26 protein-coding genes, 1 tRNA gene and 1 pseudogene are annotated in these 26,593 nt (G+C 64.5%); 13 read left to right on the forward strand and 15 right to left on the reverse strand.

Annotated elements, in window-relative coordinates:
- The first annotated feature begins 8 nt into the window (after positions 1–8).
- The 3 genes from ASD94_RS06475 to ASD94_RS06485 are packed head-to-tail and all read left to right on the forward strand — an operon-like array spanning position 9 to position 2,577.
- Positions 9–692, forward strand: coding sequence for a response regulator transcription factor (locus ASD94_RS06475; protein ID WP_056640405.1), 684 nt, complete (start codon positions 9–11; stop codon positions 690–692).
- Entirely contained in the window at positions 689–2,149 is a 1,461-nt protein-coding gene (locus tag ASD94_RS06480; RefSeq protein ID WP_056640222.1) for a sensor histidine kinase, read from the forward strand. The genes ASD94_RS06475 and ASD94_RS06480 overlap by 4 nt, the downstream gene beginning before the upstream one ends.
- A complete protein-coding gene (locus ASD94_RS06485; protein WP_056640225.1) occupies positions 2,146–2,577 on the forward strand; it encodes an RNA-binding S4 domain-containing protein in 432 nt (143 codons plus the stop codon). The genes ASD94_RS06480 and ASD94_RS06485 overlap by 4 nt, the downstream gene beginning before the upstream one ends.
- A gap of 101 nt (positions 2,578–2,678) precedes the next feature.
- Here the strand turns inward: ASD94_RS06485 and ASD94_RS06490 are convergent.
- From ASD94_RS06490 to cysS, 6 genes are all read right to left on the reverse strand, one after another.
- A tRNA-Ser gene (locus tag ASD94_RS06490) sits at positions 2,679–2,771 on the reverse strand.
- Between the two features lie 189 nt (positions 2,772–2,960).
- The gene (gene tilS / locus ASD94_RS06495; protein ID WP_056640228.1) at positions 2,961–3,911 is read right to left on the reverse strand and encodes a tRNA lysidine(34) synthetase TilS; all 951 of its coding nucleotides are present in this window, start codon (positions 3,909–3,911) and stop codon (positions 2,961–2,963) included.
- A gap of 164 nt (positions 3,912–4,075) precedes the next feature.
- Entirely contained in the window at positions 4,076–5,926 is a 1,851-nt protein-coding gene (locus ASD94_RS06500) for a methyl-accepting chemotaxis protein (protein ID WP_056640231.1), read from the reverse strand.
- A 193-nt stretch (positions 5,927–6,119) separates the two neighbouring features.
- The gene (locus tag ASD94_RS06505) at positions 6,120–7,097 is read right to left on the reverse strand and encodes an acetyl-CoA carboxylase carboxyltransferase subunit alpha (protein ID WP_056640234.1); all 978 of its coding nucleotides are present in this window, start codon (positions 7,095–7,097) and stop codon (positions 6,120–6,122) included.
- A 78-nt stretch (positions 7,098–7,175) separates the two neighbouring features.
- On the reverse strand, positions 7,176–7,847 hold the full coding sequence (locus ASD94_RS06510; RefSeq protein WP_056640236.1) for a DNA-3-methyladenine glycosylase: 672 nt from the start codon (positions 7,845–7,847) through the stop codon (positions 7,176–7,178).
- A gap of 47 nt (positions 7,848–7,894) precedes the next feature.
- Positions 7,895–9,277, reverse strand: coding sequence for a cysteine--tRNA ligase (gene cysS / locus ASD94_RS06515; protein ID WP_056640239.1), 1,383 nt, complete (start codon positions 9,275–9,277; stop codon positions 7,895–7,897).
- A 220-nt stretch (positions 9,278–9,497) separates the two neighbouring features.
- Here cysS and ASD94_RS06520 point away from each other — a divergent pair.
- From ASD94_RS06520 to ASD94_RS06540, 5 genes and pseudogenes are all read left to right on the forward strand, one after another.
- Positions 9,498–9,969 (forward strand): annotated as a pseudogene (locus tag ASD94_RS06520) (tetratricopeptide repeat protein); the annotation flags it as partial.
- A gap of 235 nt (positions 9,970–10,204) precedes the next feature.
- Positions 10,205–10,789 carry a peptidylprolyl isomerase gene (locus tag ASD94_RS06525; protein WP_056640245.1) on the forward strand — a complete coding sequence of 195 codons (585 nt, stop codon included), beginning with the start codon at positions 10,205–10,207 and terminating at the stop codon, positions 10,787–10,789.
- A gap of 22 nt (positions 10,790–10,811) precedes the next feature.
- Positions 10,812–11,339 carry a peptidylprolyl isomerase gene (locus ASD94_RS06530; RefSeq protein WP_056640247.1) on the forward strand — a complete coding sequence of 176 codons (528 nt, stop codon included), beginning with the start codon at positions 10,812–10,814 and terminating at the stop codon, positions 11,337–11,339.
- A gap of 36 nt (positions 11,340–11,375) precedes the next feature.
- Positions 11,376–12,152 (forward strand): UDP-2,3-diacylglucosamine diphosphatase, encoded by a 777-nt coding sequence (locus tag ASD94_RS06535; RefSeq protein WP_056640250.1) that lies wholly within the window; start codon positions 11,376–11,378, stop codon positions 12,150–12,152.
- 46 nt (positions 12,153–12,198) lie between these two features.
- Positions 12,199–13,023, forward strand: a complete 825-nt coding sequence (locus ASD94_RS06540) for a zinc-dependent peptidase (protein ID WP_056640255.1) — start codon at positions 12,199–12,201, stop codon at positions 13,021–13,023.
- Between the two features lie 120 nt (positions 13,024–13,143).
- On the opposite strand, the gene ASD94_RS06545 is transcribed toward ASD94_RS06540, so the two are convergent.
- Positions 13,144–13,377: a hypothetical protein gene (locus ASD94_RS06545; protein ID WP_056640260.1), complete on the reverse strand. Its 234-nt coding sequence runs from the start codon at positions 13,375–13,377 to the stop codon at positions 13,144–13,146.
- Positions 13,378–13,523: 146 nt separating this feature from the next.
- Positions 13,524–16,190, reverse strand: coding sequence for an alpha-ketoglutarate dehydrogenase (mdeB, locus tag ASD94_RS06550; protein ID WP_056640263.1), 2,667 nt, complete (start codon positions 16,188–16,190; stop codon positions 13,524–13,526).
- 102 nt (positions 16,191–16,292) lie between these two features.
- On the opposite strand from mdeB, the gene ASD94_RS06555 reads away from it, so the two are divergent.
- A complete protein-coding gene (locus ASD94_RS06555) occupies positions 16,293–16,760 on the forward strand; it encodes an Lrp/AsnC family transcriptional regulator (RefSeq protein WP_056640266.1) in 468 nt (155 codons plus the stop codon).
- A gap of 36 nt (positions 16,761–16,796) precedes the next feature.
- On the opposite strand, the gene ASD94_RS06560 is transcribed toward ASD94_RS06555, so the two are convergent.
- From ASD94_RS06560 to ASD94_RS06585, 6 genes are all read right to left on the reverse strand, one after another.
- Positions 16,797–17,687, reverse strand: a complete 891-nt coding sequence (locus ASD94_RS06560) for a DUF3014 domain-containing protein (protein WP_056640269.1) — start codon at positions 17,685–17,687, stop codon at positions 16,797–16,799.
- Between the two features lie 160 nt (positions 17,688–17,847).
- Entirely contained in the window at positions 17,848–18,519 is a 672-nt protein-coding gene (locus ASD94_RS06565) for an alpha/beta hydrolase (RefSeq protein ID WP_056640272.1), read from the reverse strand.
- 58 nt (positions 18,520–18,577) lie between these two features.
- A complete protein-coding gene (locus ASD94_RS06570) occupies positions 18,578–19,408 on the reverse strand; it encodes a class III extradiol ring-cleavage dioxygenase (protein ID WP_056640275.1) in 831 nt (276 codons plus the stop codon).
- 155 nt (positions 19,409–19,563) lie between these two features.
- Positions 19,564–19,977 carry an alternative ribosome rescue aminoacyl-tRNA hydrolase ArfB gene (gene arfB / locus ASD94_RS06575; protein WP_056640280.1) on the reverse strand — a complete coding sequence of 138 codons (414 nt, stop codon included), beginning with the start codon at positions 19,975–19,977 and terminating at the stop codon, positions 19,564–19,566.
- Positions 19,978–20,006: 29 nt separating this feature from the next.
- Positions 20,007–20,480 (reverse strand): type II 3-dehydroquinate dehydratase, encoded by a 474-nt coding sequence (aroQ, locus tag ASD94_RS06580; protein WP_056640410.1) that lies wholly within the window; start codon positions 20,478–20,480, stop codon positions 20,007–20,009.
- Between the two features lie 171 nt (positions 20,481–20,651).
- Complete coding sequence (locus ASD94_RS06585) at positions 20,652–20,987, reverse strand: hypothetical protein (protein ID WP_056640282.1); 336 nt, start codon at positions 20,985–20,987, stop codon at positions 20,652–20,654.
- A gap of 171 nt (positions 20,988–21,158) precedes the next feature.
- Here ASD94_RS06585 and ASD94_RS06590 point away from each other — a divergent pair, with 171 nt between their 5' ends.
- The 4 genes from ASD94_RS06590 (at position 21,159) to ASD94_RS06600 (ending at position 25,495) form a co-directional block, all read left to right on the forward strand.
- Positions 21,159–22,994: a glutamine--tRNA ligase/YqeY domain fusion protein gene (locus tag ASD94_RS06590; RefSeq protein ID WP_056640286.1), complete on the forward strand. Its 1,836-nt coding sequence runs from the start codon at positions 21,159–21,161 to the stop codon at positions 22,992–22,994.
- 14 nt (positions 22,995–23,008) lie between these two features.
- Positions 23,009–24,001 (forward strand): TIGR02391 family protein, encoded by a 993-nt coding sequence (locus ASD94_RS23080; RefSeq protein WP_156391363.1) that lies wholly within the window; start codon positions 23,009–23,011, stop codon positions 23,999–24,001.
- A gap of 530 nt (positions 24,002–24,531) precedes the next feature.
- Entirely contained in the window at positions 24,532–25,080 is a 549-nt protein-coding gene (locus tag ASD94_RS06595; RefSeq protein ID WP_056640290.1) for a DUF924 family protein, read from the forward strand.
- Positions 25,081–25,195: 115 nt separating this feature from the next.
- Positions 25,196–25,495: a hypothetical protein gene (locus ASD94_RS06600; RefSeq protein ID WP_056640294.1), complete on the forward strand. Its 300-nt coding sequence runs from the start codon at positions 25,196–25,198 to the stop codon at positions 25,493–25,495.
- Positions 25,496–25,550: 55 nt separating this feature from the next.
- On the opposite strand, the gene ASD94_RS06605 is transcribed toward ASD94_RS06600, so the two are convergent.
- Positions 25,551–26,501, reverse strand: coding sequence for a M14 family metallocarboxypeptidase (locus ASD94_RS06605; protein WP_056640296.1), 951 nt, complete (start codon positions 26,499–26,501; stop codon positions 25,551–25,553).
- Positions 26,502–26,593: the final 92 nt, after the last annotated feature.

Raw genomic sequence — 26,593 nt, forward strand, 5'->3', positions numbered from 1 at the left:
TGCCGCGCATGCAATTGCTCCTTGTAGAAGACGACCCCACCATGCAGGCCACGCTGCACCGCGCACTGACTCGGCGCGGCATGGAGGTGACGGCCGTGGGCGACGGGCGCGCGGCGCTCAGCCAGTGGACCGCACTGCAGCCCGATGCCGTCATCCTGGACCTGACCCTGCCTGGCCTGGACGGTCTGCAGGTGTTGCAGCAGGCCCGGTCGCGCGGCCTGCGCACCCCCGTGCTCATCCTGACAGCGCGTGGCACCGTGGGCGACCGTGTGATGGGCTTGAACGCCGGAGCCGACGACTACCTGCCCAAACCTTTTGACCTGGACGAACTGGAGGCCCGCCTGCGCGCCCTGGTACGCCGCAGCGCAGACCCCGCCGTGGCACCCCTCGCCCCCAGCACCGTGCAGATTGGCGCCATCCGTTATGACAAGGACAGCGGCGCGCTGTACCTGAACGGTGAGGTGATGGAGCTCACCCCGCGCGAGCTGGCTTTAATGCACGCATTGCTGGCCCAGCCCGGCCATGCGGTGACCAAGGAACGGCTGTATGAGTTGGTGTTTCCGGGCCAGCTGGACGTGCAATACGAAGCCATCGAGGTGGTGGTGTATCGGCTGCGCAAAAAGCTGGCAGGCACGGGCCTGACGTTGATGACGCTGCGCGGCCTGGGCTACCTGCTACGGGCAGACACATGAGCCCCAAAGGCGTGCGCCACCACTCGCTAAGGCGGCGCCTGCTGCTGGGCATCTTGCTGCCGGTGGTGCTGTTCATCGGCTTCAACACCTGGAGCCTGTACCACCAGACCCTGGCATCCCTCAACACGGCCTACGACCGCACCCTGCTGGCATCCGCCAAGAGCATCAGCGAGCAACTGGATGTGAAAGGGTTTGACGAGGAGGCGCAGCTGCGCGCTATCGTGCCGTATTCCGCCCTGGAGGCCTTTGAAGCCGACAACCAGAGCCAGATGTTCTACCGCGTCTCGACCCTGAAGGGCGAGATGGTGTCGGGCTTCGAGGACCTGCCGATGTGGCACGGCAGCATCCCTGCCCGCCCGCCCTACGCGGCCTTGGTGGACTTTTACGACGACCGCTTTCGCGACCGCGATGTGCGCGTCGCCGTGCTGCTGCAGCCGGTGGCCAGCTCTCAGGGGCGCGCCATGGCGGTGATCCAGGTGGCCGAGACGCTGGAAGTGCGCGAGACCCTGGCCCTTCAGATCCTGCGCAACACCCTGCTGCGCCAGGCACTGCTGATCGCGGTGATCGCCTTCACCGTGGTGCTGGTGGTACAGCGCGCCACCCAGCCCGTTCGCCAGCTCAGCCAGCAGCTGCAGGCCCGGCGCGAAGGCGACCTGAGCCCCATCGCCGCCCCCCTGGCCCCGCGCGAGCTGCAGCCGCTGGTCGACGCTACCAACGAGGTCATGCAGCGCCTGCGCCACCTGCTGCGGCACCAAAAGCGCTTTGTGCGCGATGCATCCCACCAGTTGCGCACACCGTTGGCCGTGCTCAAGACCCAGGTGCAATCGGCCCTGCGCGGAGACGTCGAGCCGCAGCAGGCCCTTCATGAAATCAGCGACACCGTGGACCGCGCCACCCAGCTCGCCAACCAGATGCTGGCCCTGGCCAAGGTGGAACAGCTGCGCCAGCAGAGCGCGCCACCCAACACGCGGTTTGACGAGATTCTGCGCACGGTGGCACTGGAGATCTCACCGCTGATCGCCCAGCGCGATCTGGACTTCGGCATTCACACCGAGCCCACCCTGGTGCAGTCCCACGAATGGATGTTGCGCGAACTGAGCCGCAACCTGCTGCACAACGCCGTGCGCCATGCACCGCCAGGCAGCGAGCTGACCGTAGACCTGCGCAGCGACGGACGGCATGTGGCGCTCACGATCAGTGACCACGGCACCGGTATTGATGACGAGCTGGCGGCCCGGCTGTTCCAGCCCTTCTCGGCGGGCGACGTGCGTACCGGCAGCGGCCTGGGCCTGGCCATCTGCCATGAGATTGTGCAGGCCCTGGAAGGCAGCATCGCACTGACCAACCGGGTCCAGGGGCACAAGGTGACGGGGCTGGATGCTGTTGTTCGCCTGCCGCTGCCTGCGCCCCTGACTGACAGCGCGTCGACGGTGCAGGCGGCACAATCTCGCCCATGAATACCTCGGAGACGATGCGGTTGGACAAGTGGCTTTGGTGCGCCCGCTTCTACAAAACCCGCAGCCTCGCCACGGAAGAAATCGGCAAGGGACGGGTCACCGTTAATGGCCAGCTGGCCAAACCCGCGCGCGACCTGCGCTGCGGCGACACCGTGGCGCTGCGCCAAGGGCCCGTGGCGCGCACCGTGCTCGTACGGGGCCTGAGCGGCGCCCGGGGCCCCGCGCCTGTAGCCCAACAGCTGTATGAGGAAACCCCTGACAGCATCGCCGCCCGCGAAAAAGCAGCGGAAATACGCCGCCTGGCCCCTGAGCCTGCAGCAGCCCTTCAGGAGGGGCGCCCCACGAAGCGCGACCGGCGCGAGATCGACAAGGTCAGCAACAAGGGGAGTGACTGGGGCAGCCGGTGGAGCGCTTCGATCGACGAGTGAACCTGAGATGAACTCTGGCCCCCAAGCCTGCCCATACAGAACGGCGTAGACGCGGGACGCAAGAAAAAAGCCCAAGCGACTGAATCGCTTGGGCTTTATCTTGGCGGAAACGGAGGGATTCGAACCCTCGATGAGGCTCTACACCCCATACTCCCTTAGCAGGGGAGCACCTTCGGCCACTCGGTCACGTTTCCAATCCCGCTATTATGCCTCATTTCAGAGGGGGTTCCGGCTGTTGAGGCCGCCCATGCCCCGTCCGCTGAAGATACCTTTCGCCGATCCCCCTGACAGCTTGACCTTGTCGCGGCGGGCTGCGATGCGGGATACATCGGTTGGCTTCAACATCCGCCGTCTCCGAGCGCGAACAAAGCCCCCCCCGGGATCTACGGACTGCACCAGCCCAGCGTGGACCCCGATCGCACCACAACCCCACGGCCCACCTTGATGCGGATTTGGTGGCCCCGCGTGGTGCAGCACTGGATCTGGTTCAGCAATTCACCCAGCTGCGCCCCAGTCGGCGTGGTGTGGTGCGTATGGCGCAACCAATGGCGCAATGCATTGGCTTGGCGCGCGCGACTGAGCTCCTGCAAGGCCTTGATCCCAGGGGGGATGCCCACCAGGGACAGATCTTGCTGCGCCATCTCCTGCAGCAATTCAGCCGCCTGGGCGGCGTTGGCAGCCGAGCGAGCGAAGGTATCGCGAAAGGAGGGAAAGGCCGCATCCAGCGCGGGCAGCAGTTGCGCCCGAATGCGGTTGCGCGTAAAGCGCACATCGGTGTTGGTGGGGTCCTCCACCCAGGCTTGGCCCCGTGCCTTGAGCCAGTGACGCACATCCGTTGCTGCCACTTGCAGCAGCGGACGGTGCCAGACCAGCCCTCCCCGCTCCCACCGGGCGGGCATCGCGGCCAGCCCCGCCACGCCTGAGCCGCGCGACAAAGCGAGCAACAGGGTTTCGGCCTGGTCGTCGGCGTGCTGCGCAATTGCTATGGATTGAATAGCACCCACTGCATGATTCTCCAGCGCTACTGCCGTCAATGCCTGGTATCTGGCTTGGCGGGCGGCATCTTCGGGGCTCTGGCCGGGCGCGGGGCGCGCGTCCAGTCGCTGCACACGCAGAGACACACCCAGCTGGTCGCACAAGGCCACGCAATGCTGCTCGAAACCGTCGGCAGCCTTCTGGAGCCCGTGGTGTACATGGATGGCCAGCACCTGCCCGGGCCAGCGACGCGCGCAGCCCAGCAGCAGTGCGGTCGAGTCCGCGCCCCCGCTCAACGCCACCGCCATGGGTAGCGCGGGCGCAAAGGCCTGCAAAGCCGCGTCCATCGATTGGGTCATGGCATCTGCCCTTCAGGCTCGCAATACCGCCCAGTCGTAAGCGCTCCAAGCATCATCTGAAGGGCGAAAAGCACAAAGAGGATACGACGGCACATGGGCGCCGATTATCACGGCGCCAGAGTCTCCAACCCTGGGATGCCTTGAGCCCCCAGCCGACCAACCGCTCAGCCGCCCGGCGGGGACAGCCGTGGCGCAGCCTGGGTGGAGTCGGTGGACAGGCGGAAGGTGCCCACCACCTCCGACAGCCGCACCGACTGGTCCTTGAGGCTCTGCGCGGCGGCAGCACTCTCCTCCACCAGCGCCGCATTCTGCTGGGTCATCTGGTCGAGGTGGGCCACGGCTTGCCCCACCTCGTTGATGCTGGTGCTCTGCTCGTTGGTGGACGCCGTGATCTCGGCCATGATGTCGGTCACGCGCTGAACAGAAGTGACAATATCGGTCATGGTGGTGCCCGCGTCATGCACCAGACGCGAGCCGTTTTCCACCTGCTCCACCGAGGTGTTGATCAAGGTCTTGATCTCGCGCGCCGCCTCGGCGCTGCGCTGAGCCAAGCTGCGCACCTCGCCCGCCACCACCGCAAAGCCCCGGCCTTGCTCGCCCGCCCGCGCCGCTTCCACTGCGGCGTTCAGCGCGAGGATGTTGGTCTGGAAGGCAATGCCGTCGATGACACCGATGATGTCGTTGATCTTGCGCGAAGCCGCGTTGATATGGTCCATGGTGGTCACCACATTGCCCACCACTTGTCCGCCATGCTGCGCCACGTTGGAAGCCTGGGCCACGAGCTGGTTGGCCTGGCGCGCAGAGTCTGCGTTGTGCCGCACGGTTTCAGTGAGTTGCTGCATGGAGGCCGAGGTCTCTTGCAGGCTGGACGCCGTGAGCTCGGTGCGGCCGCTCAGGTCATGGTTGCCAGTGGCAATCTCTTCGGCGGCCACGCGCACCGAGCTGCTGGCGTCCCGGATCTGCGCGAGCACGCCCGAGAGCTTGCCCGCAAAACTGTTGAAACTGCCCGCGATCTGCGCGAGCTCGTCCTCGCCATGCGCATCGATACGGCGCGACAGGTCGCCATCGCCCGCGCCGATCTCATGCATGGCATCGCGCACCAGCGTGAGCTGACGCAAACGCCGGGTGAGCACCACACCCAGCAACCCCGCCGCCACGATCAGCACCAGCACGCTGGACACCAGCGATGTGGCCAGCATCGAGCGAATGGGTGCCATGGCCTCGCTTTCGTCCAGAGCTACCACCAGCATCCAGGAGGTGCCCGCAATCGGCACCACACTCAGCAGGCGAGTGCGCCCGGCAATGTCCGTCGGCAGCAGCGCCTTGTCCTTGGCCACAGCGAGCAGTGGCTCGATCGAGAGGTCTTTGGAAAGCTCCGTGATGGGCTTGAGCGTGAGCCCCTGGTCCTTGTGGGCAATGATCTTGCCGTCGGCTGACACCAGAAAGGCGAAGCTCTGTGGGGTGGGCTGAATGGACGCCACATTGGCAACCACCGACTCCATGTAGACATCCCCCGCAGCCACGCCCTTGAGTGCAGAGCCCGCACCCACCGGGGCCGCAAACGTCACGACCAGCTTTTGGTCGGACGCAGAAATGTAGGGCGGTGTGACCACCGGGGCTGCGGCCTGCGAGGCCTGTTTGTACCAGGGGCGCGCGGTGGGGTCATAGTCGGCCGGCAGGTTGCGGGCCTCTGAAAACACGTACTTCTTGTCGGCGTACCCGAAATACGCTGTGCTGAACTTGCCCGCGTCGCGCAGCATGGCCAGAGACTTGGCGGGTTCGGGCTCGTCAAAGGCTGCCACGGAGGCGGCAATGATTCCCGCTTTCGCACGGGTCCATTCCTCGATGGCCTCTGCATGGCTCTTGGCAGTTGCCTGCCCCTCCTCCGCCAGCGACACCCGCGCCTGCGCGCGGGCCGAGAAGTAGTTCACCAGCGTGAGAACCAGCAGCGCCGCCACCATGCAGGCGGTGGACACCACCAGGATCTGGCCCTTGAGCGTCTTCAGAAGCGACATGGATCACCCCTCGAACCGCCCGCGCAGGCGGTGTTCGAGCATGTTACATCCAGTAGCAGTCTCTACGCCAGGGGGGGCGCTGTCCGCCGCCGCTGCGATTCGGCATCAAAAACAACAACGGCCCCGAAGGGCCATTAGAGGAGCACCAGGCTGGCGCATTCGGCGCCGACACGGGTCGGCCGAAAACCTGCGCTCAGCGGGCGTCCGCCTTGGTGTCGCTGAAGCGGCCGTAGCTTTGCAGGCGCTCGTAGCGACGATCCAGCAGGTCCTTGGTCTTGAGGTCTGCCACCTGACGGAAGGCATCGCCCAGGGCGCGCTTGAGGAAGGCGGCCATCTGCTTGTGGTCGCGGTGTCCGCCGCCCACGGGCTCGTTCACGATCTTGTCCACCAGGCCCAGGGCCTTGAGGCGGTGGGCGGTGATGCCCAGCGCGTCTGCGGCGTCTTGCGCCTTGTCGCTGGTCTTCCAGAGGATGGATGCACACCCTTCGGGGCTGATGACCGAATAGATGGCGTACTGAAGCATCACGACCTGGTCGGCCACGCTGATGGCCAGGGCGCCGCCGGAGCCGCCTTCACCAATGATGGTGGTGATGATGGGCACTTCGAGCTGCGCCATCTCGAAGATGTTACGGCCGATGGCTTCGGACTGGCCGCGCTCCTCGGCATCAATGCCTGGGTAGGCGCCGGGCGTGTCCACAAAGGTGAACACGGGCAGTTTGAACTTCTCAGCCGTCTTCATCAGGCGCAGGGCCTTGCGGTAGCCCTCGGGCTTGCTCATGCCAAAGTTGCGCATGGCGCGCTCCTTGGTGTCGCGCCCTTTCTGGTGGCCCAACACCATGCAGGCATGGCCGTTGAAGCGGGCAAGGCCACCCACGATAGACAAATCGTCTGCGTAATGGCGATCGCCGTGCAGCTCGACGAAGTCGGTGAAGATGTCGCGCACGTAGTCGAGCGTGTAGGGGCGCTCGGGGTGGCGGGCGATCTTGGTGATCTGCCAGGGCGACAACTCGCTGTAGATGTCCTTGGTGAGCTGCTGGCTCTTCTTGCTCAGCTGGTCGATCTCTTCCGAGATATCGACGGCACTTTCGGTCTGCACGTAGCGCAGTTCTTCAATTTTGGACTCCAGCTCGGCAATGGGCTGCTCGAAATCCAGAAAGGTCTTTTTCGCCAACGTTTTTCTCCTAGGGGATCGCACCCGGCGGGGTTGCCACGAATGGCACGCAATGTAACCGGCGTGCCTGCAATGGTGTCAATAGGTCACAGGCAGGGGGTCCAGAGACCGCCAAATATACCAAGTCGCGACGCTGCACCAGGGCTTCCAGGCCTCGGCCACCTCGCGGGCGTCGCTGCGGCTCACGGGGTCGCCAGAGAAGTAATTCTGGCTGATACCGTTGATCAACCCCACGTCGTCGAGGGGCAAAACATTGGGTCGCATCAAATAGAAGATCAAAAACATCTCGGCCGTCCAGCGGCCAATGCCGCGGATGGCGACCAGCTCGGCAATGATGGACTCGTCATCCATGGCGGCCCAGTCCTTGACGTGCAGCTTGCCGCCCTCGAAGTGCATGGCCAGGTCCACCAGGTAGTCCACCTTGCGGGCTGACAGGCCGGCGGCGCGCATGTCGTCGATCTTGAGCTTGAGCACACTGGCGGGCTTCATGCTGCGGGGCAGCGCTGCAAAACGCTCCCACACCGTCTGGGCAGCCTTCACGGAGACTTGCTGACCCACGATGGACCGCGCCAGCGTGATGAAGGGATCGCCCTTGGTCTGCAGCGCGGCATCGCCAAACTGCGGGATCAGGCGCTTCATCACCCGGTCCTTCTTCATCAGGTGCTTGCAAGCCTCGGCCCAGTAGTCGGGCGTGGCGATCACTGGCTCGTTTGTCAGCGCATCGCTTGCTATCTTTTTAGAAGCTGCCACTGCTTACCCTACCTGCACTACTGGCATATTTGGCATGAAAACGTGGCTCACTGTGCTGCTTCCCAGGTCGTGCCTGCGGCAGAGTCCTTGAGCACGACACCCTGCGCCAGCAGCGCCTGCCGGATGCGGTCGGCCTCGGCAAAATTCTTGGCCGCCTTGGCAGCCGCGCGGGCGGCAATCTGGGCCTGGATCTCGGCTTCATCCAAACCCGCAGCGCCCGCCTGCAGGAAGGCCTGGGGATTGCCCTGCAACAGCCCCAGGCAGCCACCCAGTGCCTTGAGCAGCCCCGTCAGACCGGCCGACCGGGTCTTGTTGACCTCGCCCGCCAATTCAAACAGCACAGCCACAGCCTCGGGGGTGCCAAAGTCTTCATCCATGGCAGCCTTGAAGCGGGCTGCGTAGGGGTTGCTCCAGTCGATGGAGGCCACGTCGGCTGGGGTCACCAGGCTCAGCGCGGTGTACAGACGCTTGAGAGCCTGGCGGGCGTCGTCCAGGTGGGCATCGCTGTAGTTGAGCGCGCTGCGGTAATGGGCGCGCACGATAAAGAAACGCACGGTCTCCGCGTCGTACTGCTGGAGCACATCGCGGATGGTGAAAAAGTTGCCCAGGCTCTTGGACATCTTTTCGTTGTCCACGCGCACGAAGCCGTTGTGCACCCAGAACTTCGCCAGCGGCTTGCCGGTGGCGCCTTCGCTCTGGGCAATCTCGTTTTCGTGGTGCGGAAACTGCAGGTCCGCGCCGCCGCCGTGGATGTCAAAGGTCTCCCCCAGCGTCGCGCAGCTCATGGCCGAGCATTCGATGTGCCAGCCGGGGCGGCCAGCGCCAAAAGCGCTGTCCCACTTGGCCTCGGGCGGCTCCTCGGCCTTGGCGGACTTCCACAATACAAAGTCCAGCGGGTCTTCCTTGCCATCCAGCACGGCCACGCGCTCGCCGGCACGCAGCTCATCCAGCGACTTGCCCGACAGCTTGCCGTAGCCGTCGAACTTGCGCACGGAATAGTTCACATCGCCATTGCTCGCGCGATAGGCCAGGCCCTTTCCTTCGAGCTGGCCGATGAGCGAGAGCATCTGGGGCACGTATTCGGTGGCGCGGGGCTCGACCGAGGGCGGCTCGATACCCAGCAGGCCGATGTCCTGGTGCATGGCCGCAATCATCTCGTCGGTGAGCTGGCGGATGGTGATGCCCCGCTCCAGCGCGCGCTTGATGATCTTGTCGTCAATGTCGGTGATGTTGCGCACGTAGGTCACACGCAGCCCGCTGGCCTTGAGCCAGCGCTGCACCACGTCAAACGCCATCATCATGCGGGCGTGGCCGATATGGCACAGGTCATAGATGGTCATGCCGCACACATACATGCGCACGTGGCCGGGTTCGAGCGGGGAAAAGTCCTCCAATGCACGCGACAGCGTGTTGTAGATGCGCAAACTCATGGGATTTCAGTAACGGGAGACTTGATGGGGGTGGGTGAGAGACAGAAATTCACCCGGCAGCAGCGGAACGAGTCCCTTGGAAGGGGGTGGCCCGGCAAGGGGCGTCCAGCAAAATCACCAGCGGCAACAGCGTACCGTCATGACAACCCCCTCAGCTACAATCCGCCGCAGTATAAGCCCCCGCCCGGGCTGGCAGCCGCCCAACTCCCTGGTACCCCCCATGAAGCAAGTCCGACGCACCCTCCCACGCCTCTTGCGCCTCCTGGCACTGACCGCCCTGATGGGCGCGGGCGCGGTCCATGCAGACGACTACGCCGATATCACCCAATTGCTCAAGGCGGGCAAGGCGGCGGACGCACTGACCAAGGCCGACGAGCGCCTGGCAGCCAACCCGCGTGACCCGCAACTGCGCTTCCTGCGCGGCGTGGCGCAGACAGATTCCGGCAAGCAGGCCGATGCCATCGTCACCTTCACCAAGCTCACCGAAGAGTACCCGGAGCTGCCCGAGCCCTACAACAACCTCGCCGTGCTGTATGCCAACCAGAACCAGCTGGACAAGGCCCGCACCGCGCTGGAAATGGCCGTGCGCAACAACCCCGCTTACGCGGCTGCACACGAGAATATGGGCGACATCTACGCCCGGCTGGCCTACGAGTCCTACGGCAAGGCCCAACAGCTTGAGGCCAACAACCCCACGGTCAGATCGAAACAGGCCAAGCTGCGCGATGTGTTCCAGCCCACGGCTTCGCGTGCCGCGACCAAGCCCGTAGCCTCGCGCCCCTGACCTGACATCCGCCCGTAGCCAGGGGGCTTGCGGCCTTGCCGCCTGTCGGGCTGGCGCACCGGTGGTAACTTCAGCGCTGCCTTGCCCTTCGCCGGACCGGAAAACCCTCGGTTCGAGGCACCTATTCACATAAGGAGTTCTGCATGATTTCCAAAAGAAAATCGTCCATAGCGCTTGCCGGAATTGCCCTGGCAGCTATATTTTCGGTAGCATCCCCGGTCCAGGCGCAGGATACCGCCAAGGTCAAGCTGGCCACGTCGATGGGTGACATCGTGGTACAGCTTGACGCCGCCAAGGCCCCCAAGACGGTCGAGAACTTTCTGGCCTACGTGAACAGCAAGCACTACGACGGAACCATCTTCCACCGCGTGATCGACGGCTTCATGATCCAGGGTGGCGGCTTCACTCCCGACATGCAGCAAAAGCCCACCAAGGCTCCCATTCCGCTCGAAGCCAAGAACGGCCTCAAGAACGATACCTACACCATCGCCATGGCCCGCACTGGCGATCCCAACTCGGCCACATCGCAGTTCTTCATCAACGTGAAGGACAACGCCATGCTCAACGCCCCCAACCCGGACGGCCACGGCTATGCCGTGTTCGGCAAGGTGGTGGAAGGCACCGCCGTGGTCGACAAGATCAAAGCCGTGGCCACCGGCAACAAGGGCGGCCACCAGAACGTGCCCACCACTCCCATCACCATCAACTCCGCCACCGTGGTGAAGTGAATTTTTTGAAGAAAGCACTGCAATGAGCAATCCACAAGTTGAACTCCACGTGACCATCAACGTGGCCGAAACGGCCACCCAAGGCGTGATCACCATCGAGCTGGACGCCGAGAAAGCCCCCAAGTCCGCGGCCAACTTCCTGAGCTATGTGAACAGCGGCTTCTACAACGGCACCGTGTTCCACCGCGTGATCAAGAACTTCATGATCCAAGGCGGCGGCATGACAGCCGACATGAAGCAAAAGGAAACCCAGGCCCCCATCGAGAACGAAGCCCAGAACGGCCTGAAGAACGACAAGTACACCCTGGCCATGGCGCGCACCGGCGATCCCCATAGCGCCACCGCGCAGTTCTTCATCAACACGGTGGACAACGCCTTCCTGAACCACAGCTCGCCCACCGCACAAGGCTGGGGCTATGCCGTGTTCGGCAAGGTCGTGAAGGGCCAGGACGTGGTGGACGCCATCAAGGCCGTGCGCACCACACGCAAGGGCTTCCATGACGACGTGCCTTTTGACGCCGTCGTGATCGACAAGGCCGTGGCCCTGTAAATCCACCGCCTGATCCGGGCCTTGACTGCCGCCCCGTTGACGACCGTGCCCCTGTTCGAGGAGCTTGTTGCTCCACCGCACTGGCGCACGGTCGATTTCATTTCGGACCTGCACCTGCAGGCCAGCGAGCCCGCCACGGTGGCTGCGTTCCAGCAGTATCTGGAGAGCACCCCGGCAGGCGCCCTCTTCATCCTGGGCGACCTGTTCGAGGTGTGGGTGGGCGACGATGCCCTGCGCGAGCCCGGCAGCTTCGAGGCCCAGGGTTGCGCACTTCTGCGCGATGCCTCACAGCGCCTGCCGGTGTATTTCATGCACGGCAACCGCGATTTTCTGGCGGGCCCTGCCTTCCTGGCCGCGTGCGGCATCACCGGCCTGGCAGATCCCACGGTCCTGGCCTTTGGCGGCCAGCGGTATGTGCTGAGTCACGGCGACCTGCTGTGCCTGGACGATGTGGACTACCAGCGTTTTCGCCTGCAGGCGCGCAGCACCGCCTGGCAGCAGCAGTTTCTGACCCAGCCCCTGGCCACGCGCCGCGCACAGGCGCGCGGCATCCGCCAGGAGAGCGAGGCCAAAAAACAATCCGGCGCTAGCTATGCCGATGTGGACGGCCCCGCCGCCGTCGCCTGGCTGCAGGCCGCTGGCGCACACACCCTCATCCACGGCCACACCCACCGGCCAGCCAACCATGTGCTGGCGCCGGGGCTGCAACGCGTGGTGCTGAGCGACTGGGACGCTGCGGCATTGCCCCCCCGCCTGGAAACACTGCGTTTGTCCAGCGCGGGCTTGGAACGGCTGTCCCTGGCCCCCAAGTAACAGCGGTCATGAACTGAGCGGGCCCACCTCCCGCAGCCCGATCGCCATGCCCCCCTTGCTCAACCGCCTTTGGCGCCGCGTGCGCGCCGCCGTGGCCCCGGTGCCGGACATCTCCGCCACGCTGTGGCTGCAGACCGTGCAGCGCTACCCGTTTCTGGCCGCGCTGTCGCTGCACGACCAGGCCAAACTGCGCGTGCTGAGCGCCCTCTTTTTGCACCACAAGGAATTCCACGGCGCCCATGGCCTCGCGGTGACCGACGCCATGGCCATCGACATTGCCGCGCAGGCCTGCCTGCCCCTGCTGCATTGGGGCGACCCCGCCAAAGCGCTCGGCTGGTACGACGATTTCGTGGGCATCGTGCTGCACCCCGGCGAAGCCGTGGCGCGCCGCCAGACGATGGACGAAGCGGGCGTAGTGCACGAGCACACCCAGGTGCTGCTGGGCGAGGCCATGGAGCGCGGCCCCATCATGCTGAGCTGGCAACATGTGAGCAACGCCACCGAGAACACGGCGCGCGGCCACAACGTGGTGGTGCACGAGTTTGTGCACAAGCTCGACATGAAGAACGGCACACCCAACGGCTGCCCGCCCCTGCCCGCAGGCTTTATGGGCACACGCACCGGCCGTGCGGCGTATGAAGCCTGGTGGGCAGCCTGGGAGCCCGCCTACGAGCAGTTTCGGGAACGCGTGATCATGGCCGAGCGCTTCGGCGCCGAACGGCCCTGGCTGGACGCGTACGGCGCCACCTCGCCATCCGAGTTTTTTGCTGTGGCCTGCGAGGCGTACTTTGTGAACCGCGAACGGTTTGCCCAGGAGTTTCCGGGGCTGATGCCGGTGCTGGATGCATTTTTCCAGCGCCCTGCGGGCTGAGCTTGGCCGCATGCGTAGGGGCCCACGCCCCTCATACATTGGTTGGAAGCCCTGCGCTTGCCGCCGCCGGTACACGCAAGCGCAGTCACTCAGACTGCAGCAGTGCTCCAGGGCACCGCCTCAAGCCCCCAGAGCGCTTTCCACCGCCTGCTTGGCTTCTTCCAGACTGCTGAAAAACTGGGTGGGCTGCGCCATGGCCTTGGGCAGATGGGCGGGCGGCGGCCACAGGCGGTCGTCTGTCCAGGCGGCGGTCCACCCGCCAATGTCTTTGCGCTTGATGGAGCAAAGTGCTTGCCCGTCCACGTTGGCTACCCAGGTGGTCGGCGGGTTATGGTCCCAGATGACATGTGCCATGGCGCCCTCTCACGGTTGCTGAACCATTTTAGGAAGCCTGAGCAAAATTGGGCAATGGCGTTCACCCCACCCCCGCTGCCATCAGGCACCAGAGCGGGAGGCCAGGCAAAACGACGGCAGGCGCTCGTGCAGCGCCCAGCCCGTCATCAGCCAGCAGCCAGCGCGCGCCGCGCGGCCTGGGCGACGCTGGAAGCGTCCACCCCAAAGAATTGGCGCAACGCTGCCCGCGTGTCACTGCGTCCAAATCCATCCGTGCCCAGGGTCACATACTTGCGTCCTTCGGGGATGAGCGCGCGCACCGTCTCGGGCACGGCGCGTACGTAGTCGGTGGCGGCGATCACCGGTCCACGGGTTGAGGCCAGTTGCTGCGTCAGCCATGCGGGAGCAGGCTGCGCATCGCCCGCCAGCCAGCGCTGTTCGCAGGCCACACCATCGCGGGCCAGCTCGCTCCAGCTGGTGACGCTGAGCACGGTCACGTCCACACCCTCGCTGGCGAGTTGCTCGGCGGCTTTGACCACCTCCGTCAGGATGGCACCAGAGCCCATCAGCGTGACAGATTTGGAAGAAATTGCGCTGTCGCGCTGGTGCGTATTGCCTGGATAGCTCCTGAAAACATAGCAGCCACGCAACACACCCTCTGCCGCATCGGCGGGCAGGTCGGGCTGGGCGTAGTTCTCGTTCATCAGCGTCACGTAGTAGAAGACGTCGCGCTGCTCGGTCACCATCTCGCGCATGCCGGCGTCGATGATGACGGCCATCTCGCCCGCATACGCTGGGTCGTAGGCCTTGCAGTTGGGGATGGTCGCGGCCACCAGGTGGCTGGTGCCGTCCTGGTGCTGCAGGCCTTCACCGCCCAGCGTAGTGCGGCCCGAGGTGGCGCCCAGCAAGAAGCCGCGTGCACGCTGGTCCGCTGCGGCCCAGATGGCGTCGCCCACGCGCTGGAAGCCGAACATGGAGTAGTAGATGTAGAACGGCAGCATGGCCAGGCCGTGCACGCTGTAGCTGGTGGCGGCTGCCGTCCAGCTCGCAATGGCACCCGCCTCGCTGATGCCTTCTTCGAGGATTTGCCCATCGAGCGCTTCGCGGTAGCTCAGCACCGAGCCGATGTCCTCGGGCGCATAGCGCTGGCCCACGCTGCTGTAGATGCCCACCTGCTTGAACAGGTTGGCCATGCCGAAGGTACGTGCCTCGTCGGCCACGATGGGCACGATGCGCGGGCCCAGCGTGGCGTCCTTGAGCAGGCTACCCAACATGCGCACAAAGGCCATGGTGGTGCTCATTTCCTTGCCATCGGCCTGCAGGGCAAACTGTGCGTAGCTTTCGATGGCGGGCACGGGCAGCGCATCGCAGGTCGTGTCGCGACGCGGCAGATAACCGCCCAGGGCTTGGCGGTGGCTGCGCAGGTAGCGCATCTCGGCGCTGTCTTCGGCAGGCTTATAGAAAGCGAGGCTGGTCGCCTGCTCATCACTCAAAGGCAGGTTGAAGCGGTTGCGGAATTCGATGAGGTCGGTCTCGTCCAGCTTCTTCTGGCTGTGCGTGGTCATCTTGCCTTGCCCTGCTGTGCCCATGCCATAGCCCTTCTTGGTGTGGGCCAGGATCACAGTGGGCTGGCCCTTGTGGGCGCTAGCTGCAGCATAGGCGGCGTGGATCTTGACGAGGTCGTGCCCGCCGCGCTTCAGGCGGTCGATCTGCTCGTCCGTCATGCCCTGGGCCAGCGCGGCCAGTTCGGGGTTTTGACCGAAGAAGTTGTCGCGGTTGAAGCGGCCGTCCTTGGCGGCGAAGGTCTGCATCTGGCCGTCCACCGTGCCTTCGAGCGTGCGCACCAGCGCGCCCGTGAGGTCGCGGGCAAACAGGCCGTCCCAGTCGCTGCCCCAGACCAGCTTGACCACGTTCCAGCCCGCGCCCGCAAACAAGCGCTCCAGCTCGTCGATGATGCGGCCGTTGCCACGCACGGGCCCGTCTAGGCGCTGCAGGTTGCAGTTGACCACCCAGACCAGGTTGTCCAGGCCCTCGCGCGCGGCCAGGGTCAGGGCGCTCATGCTCTCGGGCTCGTCCATTTCGCCGTCGCCAAATACGCCCCAGACCTTGCGGCCCTCACAGTTGAGCAGGTTGCGGTGCGTGAGGTAGCGCATGAAGCGCGCGTGGTAGATGCTGCTGATGGGGCCGATGCCCATGGAGCCGGTGGGGAACTGCCAGAAGTCGGGCATGAGCCAAGGGTGTGGGTAGCTCGACAGGCCTTGCGCGCCTGCGCCCGGGGCCGTCAGTTCCTGGCGGTAATGCATCAGGTCCTTCTCGCTCAAGCGGCCTTCGAGGAACGCCCGCGCGTACACACCCGGCGCGCTGTGCGGTTGAAAGAACACCAGGTCCCCACGGTGCTGGCCCTCGCCCAGCCCTTCGCGAGCACGAAAGAAGTGGTTGAAGCCGCTCTCAAACAGATCCGCCGCACTGGCATAGCTGGCGATGTGGCCGCCCAGCTCGCCATACGCCTGGTTGGCCCGCACCACCATGGCCAGCGCGTTCCAGCGCACGATGGAGGCCACCCGCTCCTCGATGGCCAGGTCACCCGGGAACACGGGCTGGTCCTGCACCGCCACGGTGTTCACGTACGGCGTGTTCAGGTCGGGCTGCCAGCCAATGCGCTGCGTGCGTGCCACCCGCACCAGCTCTTGCAGCATGTGCCGCGCGCGCTCGGGGCCTTCGGTGGCGACCAGCGCCAGGAAGGCATCGCGCCACTCGGCGGTTTCTTCGGGGTCGGCGTCCAGCGGGGCGCCGGGGGCTTGTTGCAGCAGGGCGTGGGGTGTGAGGGCGTTCATGGCAGCCACTGTAGCGAGGCTGGCTCCAAATGAGTTGCCGTTTTGCCTTTTACGCCATGCTGTCATGGCACTTTATGCCGCCAAAGCCATAAACTGCAGCACATGAAACTGGACACCCTCGATTTGCGCATCCTGGCCGAGCTGCAGGCCGACGGCTCTTTGTCCAACGTGGAGCTGGCGCGGCGCGTACACCTGTCGCCCTCGCCCTGCCTGGCACGGGTGAAGGCGCTGGAGGCGGCTGGCGTCATCAGCCGCTATGTGGCGCTGGCCAATGCGGCGGCGCTGGGGCTGGGGCTCAATGTGTTCATCAGCATCAGCCTCAAGACGCAAAGCAAGGAAGCCCTGGCCGACTTTGAACGCCGCATTGCCGAGCACGACGAAGTGATGGAGTGCTACCTGATGAGCGGCGACAGCGACTACCTCATCCGCGTGGCGCTGGCCGACATCGGGGCGCTGGAGCGGTTCATCTTGGAGCAGCTGTCGCCCATTCCGGGCGTGGAGAAGATCCGGTCCAGCTTTGCGCTCAAGCAGGTGCGCTACAAGACCGCCCTGCCCTTGCCCAGCGCCTGAGCATGCACATTGTTGCTGCAAGCAACGCTGCGAACGCTATTTGCGCGCCACGCCGCTCGTCGCCACGCGCTTGCGCAGCTCGCGGATCAGCGCCTTGGCACGCGCCTCGTTGGCGGGGCCCATGCGCAGCAGGATCTTCTGGCCGCTGGGCAGCGCCTCCAGCGCGGGGTCCACAAACTCGTAGCGCACCCAGGGTCGCAGGTTGGGCACGTCGGTATTCACGGGCGTGAGCTTGACCTGCAGCGGGCCCGCGGGCTCGGGCGCCTGCAGCAACTGGTCCAGCACCGCCACCAGGCGGTCATTGAAGTAGCGCCGGGGGTAGCCCAGCTCTTCATACGCTTGCTGAAACAGCGGGTACATCCGCGCGTACAGCGCCACGGCGGGCTCCATCGGTACCGCTTCGGCAAACGCCAAGAAGGCGCTGTAGCGAGCTGCATTGGCCGCCGCGATGGCGGTGGGCGCGTTGCCAGTGCCATCCACCACAAACCGTTGCGCCGTGGGCTGCACCGGCCACATGCGCGATGGCGCGTGGGCACGTCCCAGGTTGTCCACGGTGGCCACCACACGGCGAACAAAACCGTCGGTCTGCAGAAACATCGCCAGCTTGTCACGGCCCAGCAGCTCGGCCAACAGCTCTGCCACCCGGGGGTCGGACTCAGCCAGCGCGGGCAAGGCGGCGTCGGGCGGTGCCAGCGCATCCACAGGGTTCTGCGGCCGCGACGCCTCGGGGGCGGGCGGGGGCGCTGCCGGTGCGGCGGGGGCGACCACTACCGGGGGTGGCGCTGCCGCTGGCTCTACCGGCCGCAGCCAGAACCACCAGGCGGCGCCAGCCGCCACTGCGCATACCAGCGCGGCCAGCACGACCCAGAGGGTGGAGGAAGTGCGCTCTGGCGCGGGGCGGAATTCTGCGGTGTCTTGATCGGGCATGGGCTCTCCTTCAACACAGGAACAACCCTTGTCCGACGCTCCATGGCGTCAGGCGTTCCCTCTCAGTCCCACATGAGAACTGCACGATTGGACAACCGCACACCCAGGCCCCAGTAACGCGTTGTAGCCCGGCCCGGGCCGGCCCGCGAATATGCCCTGCTTAAAACGCCGTCGGTGTGGTGGACAGCGACTCCAGCCAAGCCACCGTGGCAGCCAGCTCGGACGGGCGAATTTCGTGCGCGCTGGGGAACTCGTGGTACGTCACCGTCACCGGCAGCGGCGCCATGTGATGAGCGATGGCCTGGGCGTTGGCCAGCGGGATCACGTTGTCGTGCGTGCCATGGCTCAGCCATAGTTGCTTGCCGCGCAGCGCATCGGCGGGCGCCGTGAGCGGCACCACCTGGGGCAGCAGGCGGCTGTGCCACACCAAGCCCGCATGCATCAGCGCGGGCTGGGTCAGCAGCAGCGACAGAGCCATGATGCCGCCCTGGCTGAAGCCGCCCACCACCACGCGCTCGGGCGGGATGCCCAGTTGTTCGGCGGCGGACTCGACCGCCTGGGCTATCAGCGCGCGACTTTGCGCCTCTTGCTCTTCGTTGATGGAGCGCTCGCCGCTCGGCTCGATGGAGAAATCAAACCACGCATGCGAACCCGGCCCCATGCGAAACGGCGCCCGCAGGCTCAGCACATGGAACCGGTCCGGGATCTGTGGCGACAGGCTGAACAGGTCCTGCTCGTTGCTGCCCACGCCATGCATCAGCACCAGCAGCCAGGGGCGGGGGGTGGTGGCAGCAGCGGGGCGCTGCAAAAATGTGAGCGGCAAGGTAAGCATATATGTGCGCCTCAAACGGTTTAGGGCCAAAAACGGGTGGAGTGCGAGGAGTTCCGTGTCAGTGCACTGGCTCCAGGGCAAAAGCGTCCATCGACAGCATGCTGTACATCACCTCGCGGCTCAAGTAGTTTGCGTGCAGGTCGTCGCCCGCCGCACCCAGCGCAAAAAAGATCGGCAAAAAATGGTCCTCAGTGGGGTGAGCGCGGTGGGCATGGGGTGCCTGGCTGCGGTAGTTGAGCAGCGCCGCCATGTCGCCACGGGCCAGAGCATCCTCGATCCAGCGGCTGAACTCCAGCACATAGGGCGCGGGCGCGCGCTCGCCGCCAAAAAACTCGGCCAGGTTGTGCGTCATGCTGCCCGACCCCACCACCAGCACGCCTTGGCTGCGCAGGCTGCGCAAGGCGGCGCCCAGCGCATACACCTCGGCCGGGCCAGCGCCCACGGGCAGCGCCACCTGCACCACGGGCACGTCGGCCTGCGGGAACAAATGCATCAGCGGCACCCAGGCGCCATGGTCAAAGGGGCGGGCCGCGTCACCCTGGGCCGCCACACCCGCGGCCTGCAGCAGGCCCAGCACCTCTTGCGCCAGCGCGGGCGAGCCGGGGGCGGGGTATTGCAGCTGGTACAGCGCGGGGGGAAACCCGCCAAAGTCGTGCCAGGTAGCGGGCTGCGGCCCGGTCATCACCTGCGCTGACCGCGCCATCCAGTGCGGCGACATGACCACCACACCCCGCAGACCGGGGTACTGCGACTTCAGGCTCTGGCCCCATTGCGTGAGCGCCGGGCCGGTGGTGCCAGCGTCCAACGCAAACAAGGGCGCACCGTGCGACACAAACAGGGCAGGAATTGCAGCAGAAACTGGAATGGGGGCTTGGGCAGAGGCAGACATGACAACTCCATCAAGGGATGCCATGAATGTAGGACTGATGGCCCGTGATACCAAGTCCTGCAGGGCAGACAGATTGTTCTACGGATGATGCCAATCAAACATTGACAGGCCCATGGTGTGCAGCGGGAAGCACCGGACAACTTGGGATCAATGCATCATGACCCGTCGCGCACCCGACCCCGCAGCGCCTTGGTCTCGCCCCGCTGCGTCTTGGTTTGCAGGCGCCGCTGTTGGGACCCATAGGTGGGTTTGGTGGCCCGGCGAACCCGGGGCGGCACGGCCACGCTGTTGACCAGCGCGTTCAGGCGCTCCAGGGCGTCGGCACGGTTCAGCTCCTGGCTGCGGTATTGCTGGGCCTTGATGACCACCACACCGTCTTGCGTGATGCGGGTGTCGCGCAGGGCCAGCAGGCGCTCCTTCACATCTTCGGGCAGCGACGATGCCACCACGTCAAAGCGCAGGCGCACTGCACTCGATACCTTGTTGACGTTCTGCCCGCCCGCCCCCTGCGCGCGCATGGCGGTGATTTCGACCTCGTCCTCAGAAATTTGCAGGGGCAGCGGGGCCATGGCAGTGGAATCCCCCGCGCGCCCGGCCGTCAGGCAGCAGGCTGCTGGGCCAGCAATTGCGCCAGGCCATCGATCGCCAGGCCATAGCCCAGCACGCCAAACCCACACATCACCGCCTTGGCGGCTGCCGCCATGTACGAATGGTGGCGATAGGCCTCGCGTGCATGCACGTTGCTGATGTGCAGCTCGATCAGGGTGATGCCCGTGCCCTTGATGGCGTCGTGCAGGGCAATGCTGGTGTGGGTGTAGGCCCCGGCGTTGATGACCACACCCGCCAGCTCGCCCGCCGCATGCAGGCGGCCCGCCTCATGAATCCAGTCCACCAGCGCGCCTTCGTGGTTGCTTTGGTGAAAACGCAGCGCAAAACCGTGGCGATTGCAGGCGTCAGTGCAGAGCTTTTCCACATCGGCCAGGGTGGCCGCGCCATATACGGCGGGCTCACGGGTGCCCAGCAGGTTCAGATTGGGGCCATTGAGGACAAAAACGGTTTTTTGGGCGGTCACAGACAGGGTCTCCGGGGCAACGCCTGCCACGCTGGCAGGCCAGAAGGCCGGATTATGAAGTGCCAAGAAAAAAGCGGCCCCGAGGGACCGCTGTAAAAGGCAGCCTGTGCAACGCTGCCAATGAGCGACTCGCGCCCAAGAGGTTGGTGAAAGACCAGCCGCCAGGGCTGATCAGCGGTCCCAGTGGCGACCGTGGCCGTGCCCGTGGTGGCGATGGCCGTAGCCATAACCGCCGTAAACCACCGCTGGGGGTGGTGTGTAGTACACCGGGGGAGCGCTGTAGTACACGGGGCGTGGAGGGGGAGCGTAATACACCGGAGGGGGCGGTGCCACGTACACCGGGGCGGGGGCGTAGTAGCCATTGCTGGCCCCCACCACCACGCCGGGCACGCCAATGCCCACGGACCAATTGACATCGCGGGCCTGGGCGGAGCCAGCACCAGCCAACAGGGCCAGTGCCACACCCGCCACAGCGGCCGCAGTAGAAACAGAACGGGTTTTCGTCATGGAAATCTCCTAGTGAATGAGGGCGGCCCACCAAAAGGACACACCTCACCGGTACACAACGCACCAAGTGCCTAAAAGGATGGCACAAAACCGTCTTTACGTTGTGTCTGAACGTACACGCGCTTGTTTTAATGCGTAAACCGTCACGAAACCGCCGCCTAAAATGGCTGGATGAGCACCCCCTCCCCCGCCAATACCGCCGCCACTGCCACCTCTGCGGCCGCTGAAACCGTCAAGCCCAGCAACTTTTTGCGCCAGATCATCGAACACGACCTGGACAAAGGCACCTACGCCACCCGCCGCTGGGCCGGCACCCCCGGCGACGCCGCCCACCAGGCCCAGGGCGAGCCCGACCCCGCCAAGATCCGCACCCGCTTCCCGCCCGAACCCAACGGCTACCTGCACGTGGGCCACGCCAAGAGCATCTGCATCAACTTTGGCCTGGCGCGCGACTACGGCGGCGTGTGCCACCTGCGCTTTGACGACACCAACCCCGAAAAAGAAGACACCGAATACGTCAACAGCATCATCGACGCCGTGAAATGGCTCGGTTTTGACTGGACACAGATCGGCCAGGCCCCCGGCAGCGCCGCACCCTACCAGGCCAGCGACTACTTCGACTTCATGTACCGCGCGGCCGAATACCTGATCGAAGCCGGTCACGCCTACGTGGACGAGCAGACCGCCGAACAAATGCGCGTGAACCGGGGCGACTTCAGCAAACCCGGTGTGGACAGCCCCTTCCGCAGCCGCACCCCGGCTGAGAACCTGCGCATCTTCCGCGAGATGAAGGACGGTCAGCACGAAGACGGCTCCATGGTGCTGCGCGCCAAGATCGACATGGCCAGCCCCAACATCAACATGCGCGACCCGGCCATCTACCGCATCCGCCGCGCCACCCACCACAACACGGGCGACACCTGGTGCATCTACCCCATGTACACCTACGCGCACCCTATTGAAGACGCGTTGGAGCAGATCACCCACAGCCTGTGCACGCTGGAGTTTGAAGACCAGCGCCCCTTCTACGACTGGCTGCTGGAGCGCCTGACCGAAGGCGGCCTGCTGTCCAGCCCGCCCCCCCGCCAGTACGAATTTGCGCGCCTGAACCTCACCTACGTCATCACCAGCAAGCGCAAGCTCGCCCAGCTGGTGTACGACCACAAGGTCAACGGCTGGGACGACCCCCGCATGCCCACCATCGTCGGCCTGCGCCGCCGTGGCTACACCCCTGCCGCCATCCAGACCTTTGCCGAGCGCATCGGTGTGACCAAGTCCGACAGCTGGATCGACTACAGCACCCTGGAAGGCTGCCTGCGCGAAGACCTGGAGCTGAAGGCCCACCGTGGCATGGCCGTGCTCAACCCCGTCAAGCTGGTGCTGACCAACTGGGACGACGTGATGGGCGCAGGCCACCTGGAGCCCTGCAGCCTGCCCGCCCTGCCCCACCCACCCGAAGGCGTGGAAAGCCCCGTGCGCCACTTCACCATCGGCAAGGAAGTCTGGATCGAACGCGAAGACTTTGAAGAAGTGCCCCCCAAGGGCTACAAGCGCCTCTTCCCCGGCAACAAGGTGCGCCTGAAGGGCGGCTACGTCATCGAATGCACCGGCTGCACCAAGGATGCTGACGGAGTCATCACCGAAGTGCTTGCCACCGTGGTGCCCGACACCAAGAGCGGCACCCCCGGCGCCGACAGCGTCAAGGTCAAGGCCGCCATCACCTGGGTAGGCGTGGCCGACGGCGTGAACGCCGAAGTGCGCATGTACGACCGCCTGTTCCTGGACGCCCACCCCGACGCGGGCGGCAAGGATTTCATCGAAAGCCTGAACCCGAACAGCCTGAAGGTGGTGACCGCCATCGTGGAGCCGTCATTGGCCAATGCCAAGCCGGACGACAAGTTCCAGTTTGAGCGGCACGGGTACTTTGTGGCGGACCGGGTGGATCACCGGGCGGAGAAGCCGGTGTTTAACTTGGCGGTGGGGTTGAAGGATTCTTGGGGGAAGTGATTTCACTTTGAATCTTGAAAAAGCCAGCAGACCTCAAGTCTGCTGGCTTTTTTGATTTAGAGCGACCATTGCTGCTGAGCCGAAAGTACCCGTTCGCTGAAACGATCATTGATTCAAAATGGATTCGTTGGCACCGAAAAGCACGGTTGGCAGACCCACGTTTTAGTCGACGTAAAGGCGAGCTCAGTTTGAAGAAGCTCCAGCTCGGTTGCAGCCGATGTTGCATGGATTTCCAATCTTCATTACCTTTGACGTCGCAAATGACCCCACTTCGCTCACTGGTCCCAGAAGGACACGCCGTCGCAACGATGCCGATCACAGATCTCGCCGGTTACGTGCTCGAAGTGCTTATGTCCGCTGACCAAATGGAGCGCGGGGTCTGGAATCGACGCAACTTCTGCATCCAAGCAGAACGTGAGTACGCTCAGCCCGGACAGACAGCCGACGGAGCAGTTGGCACTGCTTGCTCAGCAGCTTGGTCGTGGCTGGAAGCAAATGGATTTATCGCCAAACACCCAGAGCAAGACAACGATTGGTACGTACCAACTCGCCAAGGCGAAGCTCTGCGTGACCATCAAGCTCTAAGGCAGTTCATGACAAGTGAACAACTGCCAGAGACCTTTCTGCATCCGGAACTGCTGCAGCACGTCCGGCCACTGTTCTTTCAGTCTAGGTTCGAGACCGCAGTTTTCGAGGCGTTCAAGTCGCTGGAAGTTTCAATACGGACCGCCGCGAACTTAGGTCATGACCTGATTGGCGTACAACTTGCAAGCCGAGCTTTTCATCCAGAAGAAGGTCCTTTGACTGACATGACCGCCGAGCGAGGCGAACGCGTCGCGTTAATGAGTCTAATGACCGGAGCAATTGGTAGCTACAAGAATCCATCGTCACATCGTCGTGTTGCGATCGAAGCGAAGGAGGCACGAGACATGATCATGCTCGCATCGCACCTTCTAAAAATTGTTGACTCTAGGCGTTGTTCTGACATTTCAACGCTCGCTACTTAAACGTCAGATCACATGCAAATCCAAGACGTCGAGATATACCGCTCAGACCTCGAAGAACTGATTAAGCGCTTCGCAACCAAGACGGTATCTTTGGTTTTAGCCGAGACCATTAGGTCTTGGGCCCAGGCCAACGCCTACAGCGTTAGGGGCGATCCGATCGCAGCAGCCTTCCCACCCAATCGCACTCACTCTTTCATCGTCGCTGTACGACGAGCTATCGATGAACGGTCGATACGTAGCGTGATCGATGGACTTGCCGTCACCGGCTTTGCGACAGAAAGTGAACTGCTAGAAAGTAGCCCATATCAGTTCTTGTCACACACTGTTCTTCACGAACTGGCTCACATTGAAAACGGGTGGGGTCAAGAATTCGAAGCAGAGTGTGATCAATGGGCATTCTCGCGACTAGAAAACAGGAAATGCGGCTTAACCTCGCCCACGGCGCGATCTGCCTCCTACGTTGAGCGCTTCAGGTTGCGATAACTTCACCGACAACTCCTGGCCATCGCCCCTATAACCAAACCCACGCCATGGCTCTAACGCAATTTACCCAGATCCTCCAGTTCTGGTTCTCTGAACTCACTCCCCAGCAGCACTTCGCCAAAGACACGGCGCTGGACGAATCCATCCGCACCCGCTTCGGCCCCACGCTGGAGGCCGCAGCCCGCTGCGAACTGTTCACTTGGCGCGCCACCCCAGAAGGCCGGTTGGCAGAAATCCTGGTGCTGGACCAGTTCTCGCGCAATGTGTACCGTGACACCGCCCACGCCTTTGCGCAAGACGCGCTGGCCCTGGCACTGGCGCAAGAGCTGGTGGCCAGCGGGCAGGACCGCAGTCTGCCCACCGCGCAGCGCGTGTTTGCCTACATGCCGTACATGCACAGTGAATCTGCCGTGATTCATGAGCAAGCGCTTAAGCTGTTCGCTCAGCCGGGCATGGAAAACAACCTGGACTTTGAGCGCCGGCACAAGGCCATCATCGACCGCTTTGGCCGCTACCCGCATCGCAACGCGGTGCTGGGCCGCACCTCTACGCCAGAAGAGCTGGCGTTTTTGAGCGCGCCGGGGTCGTCGTTCTGACACGGGCGCTATCTCAGCCCAGAACGCTCTTCTATTGATAGCTGCCAGCGCTTACCCATCTAGCGCTACAGGCCGATTTCATCCAAAGCAGCTACAGCACCAGCAAAGCCCATCCATGACGCCTCCATTCACCCCCACCCTCACCCACATACCGCCCGGCCCGGTGGCAGGGCCACTGCAGTTGCTACCCATCAACGCCGCCGTGGTGTCCGTACACACCGCTGATGGCGCGCATGTGGGCTCGCTCAAGCTGGTCGGCGGGGCGTGGAAGTTCAAGGCCATGGGCTACGACGCCGCTGGCCGCATGGAGCCAGGCCATGGGCCGCTGACGGAGCAGCACAACATGGCGTTTGCCACGCTCGATGAGGCCGAGGTCAGCGCCAGGTTGCTGGGGGCCTTGGGAAGCGCTGCATAACGAGCGCTAAGAGAGCACCCGAAGTACGAAGCCGTACCGCGCGGGGCCGCAACCCTCAGCGCTGCGCGTCGGCCGCCACAAACTCCACCGCCGCACACACCGCCGCCACCTGCGCCTCAATGCACTGCTCGGGCGTGGCACGGGGGCTGTCGGGGTAGACCTCGGTCGTGGTGGTGTAGCGCGCGCCGCTGATGCCCGCGCACAGGCCCCACTGCTTCATCGGGTAGTGGATGACGCCCGGCGCCACCACGGGCGTGCCGATGATTTCGTTCTTGTCGTCCGCAGGCGCAATGTGCGTCACGCGGCTGACGGCTTCGATGATGGCTTGCTGGAAGGCGGGCTGGGGGTTGTCGGTGTCGTCCACCAGGTAGAAGCCGTCGGGGATGCTGCCGGGCTCGAACACCTTGCCGTCGCGCGCGGCCACGGCGGGGCGGTATTCGGATTCGTCGGTGTCGGTGGTTTCGTGCAGGTCGATGTGGGCGGCAAACGGGCCGTATTGGGCCTGGTGCTGCACTACCAGGCGCATGAGGGCGGCGGACTCTTGTGCGGGCGATCCGTCGCGGAACGAGCGGTTGGGGTCGATGGCGTCGAAGTTCCAGCGCTGAACACGCTCGTACGCCCAAGGGCTGACGCAGGGCACCACCAGCAGGTTGGCGCGGCCGGCAAAGCGCTCGGCCTGCGTGTCTGCAAACCGCAGCGCACCGCGCACGCCACTCGTCTCGTAGCCGTGCACCCCACCGGTCACGAGCACGCTGGGCAGGCCGGGTTGCCACTGGCGGCTGCGCAGGGCCCGCAGGGGAAAGCGCGCTGCCGGGTGCTGCGCATCGACATAAATCACGTCGCCGTACATCTCCACGTCCAACCGGCCCCGCAGCGCCTCGATGGCCGTGAGCACGTCGTCGGCGTAGCTGCGCTGGCGCACCTGGCGTGCGCGCCACTGGTCGCGTTCTGCAGCGCCCCAGGCTTGGCCGGGCGTGCCGATGGGATAGGTGGGGGTGGGTTGCATGGGTGAGTGGGATGGAGTGGCAGGTGAATGGCAGGCCCGGCGGCAAACGGGGCCGACGGAATGGACAACGCCAATAAGAGCGGCTAACAAAA

Source organism: Acidovorax sp. Root70 (assembly GCF_001428225.1).
Classification (GTDB): Bacteria; Pseudomonadota; Gammaproteobacteria; order Burkholderiales; family Burkholderiaceae_C; genus Acidovorax.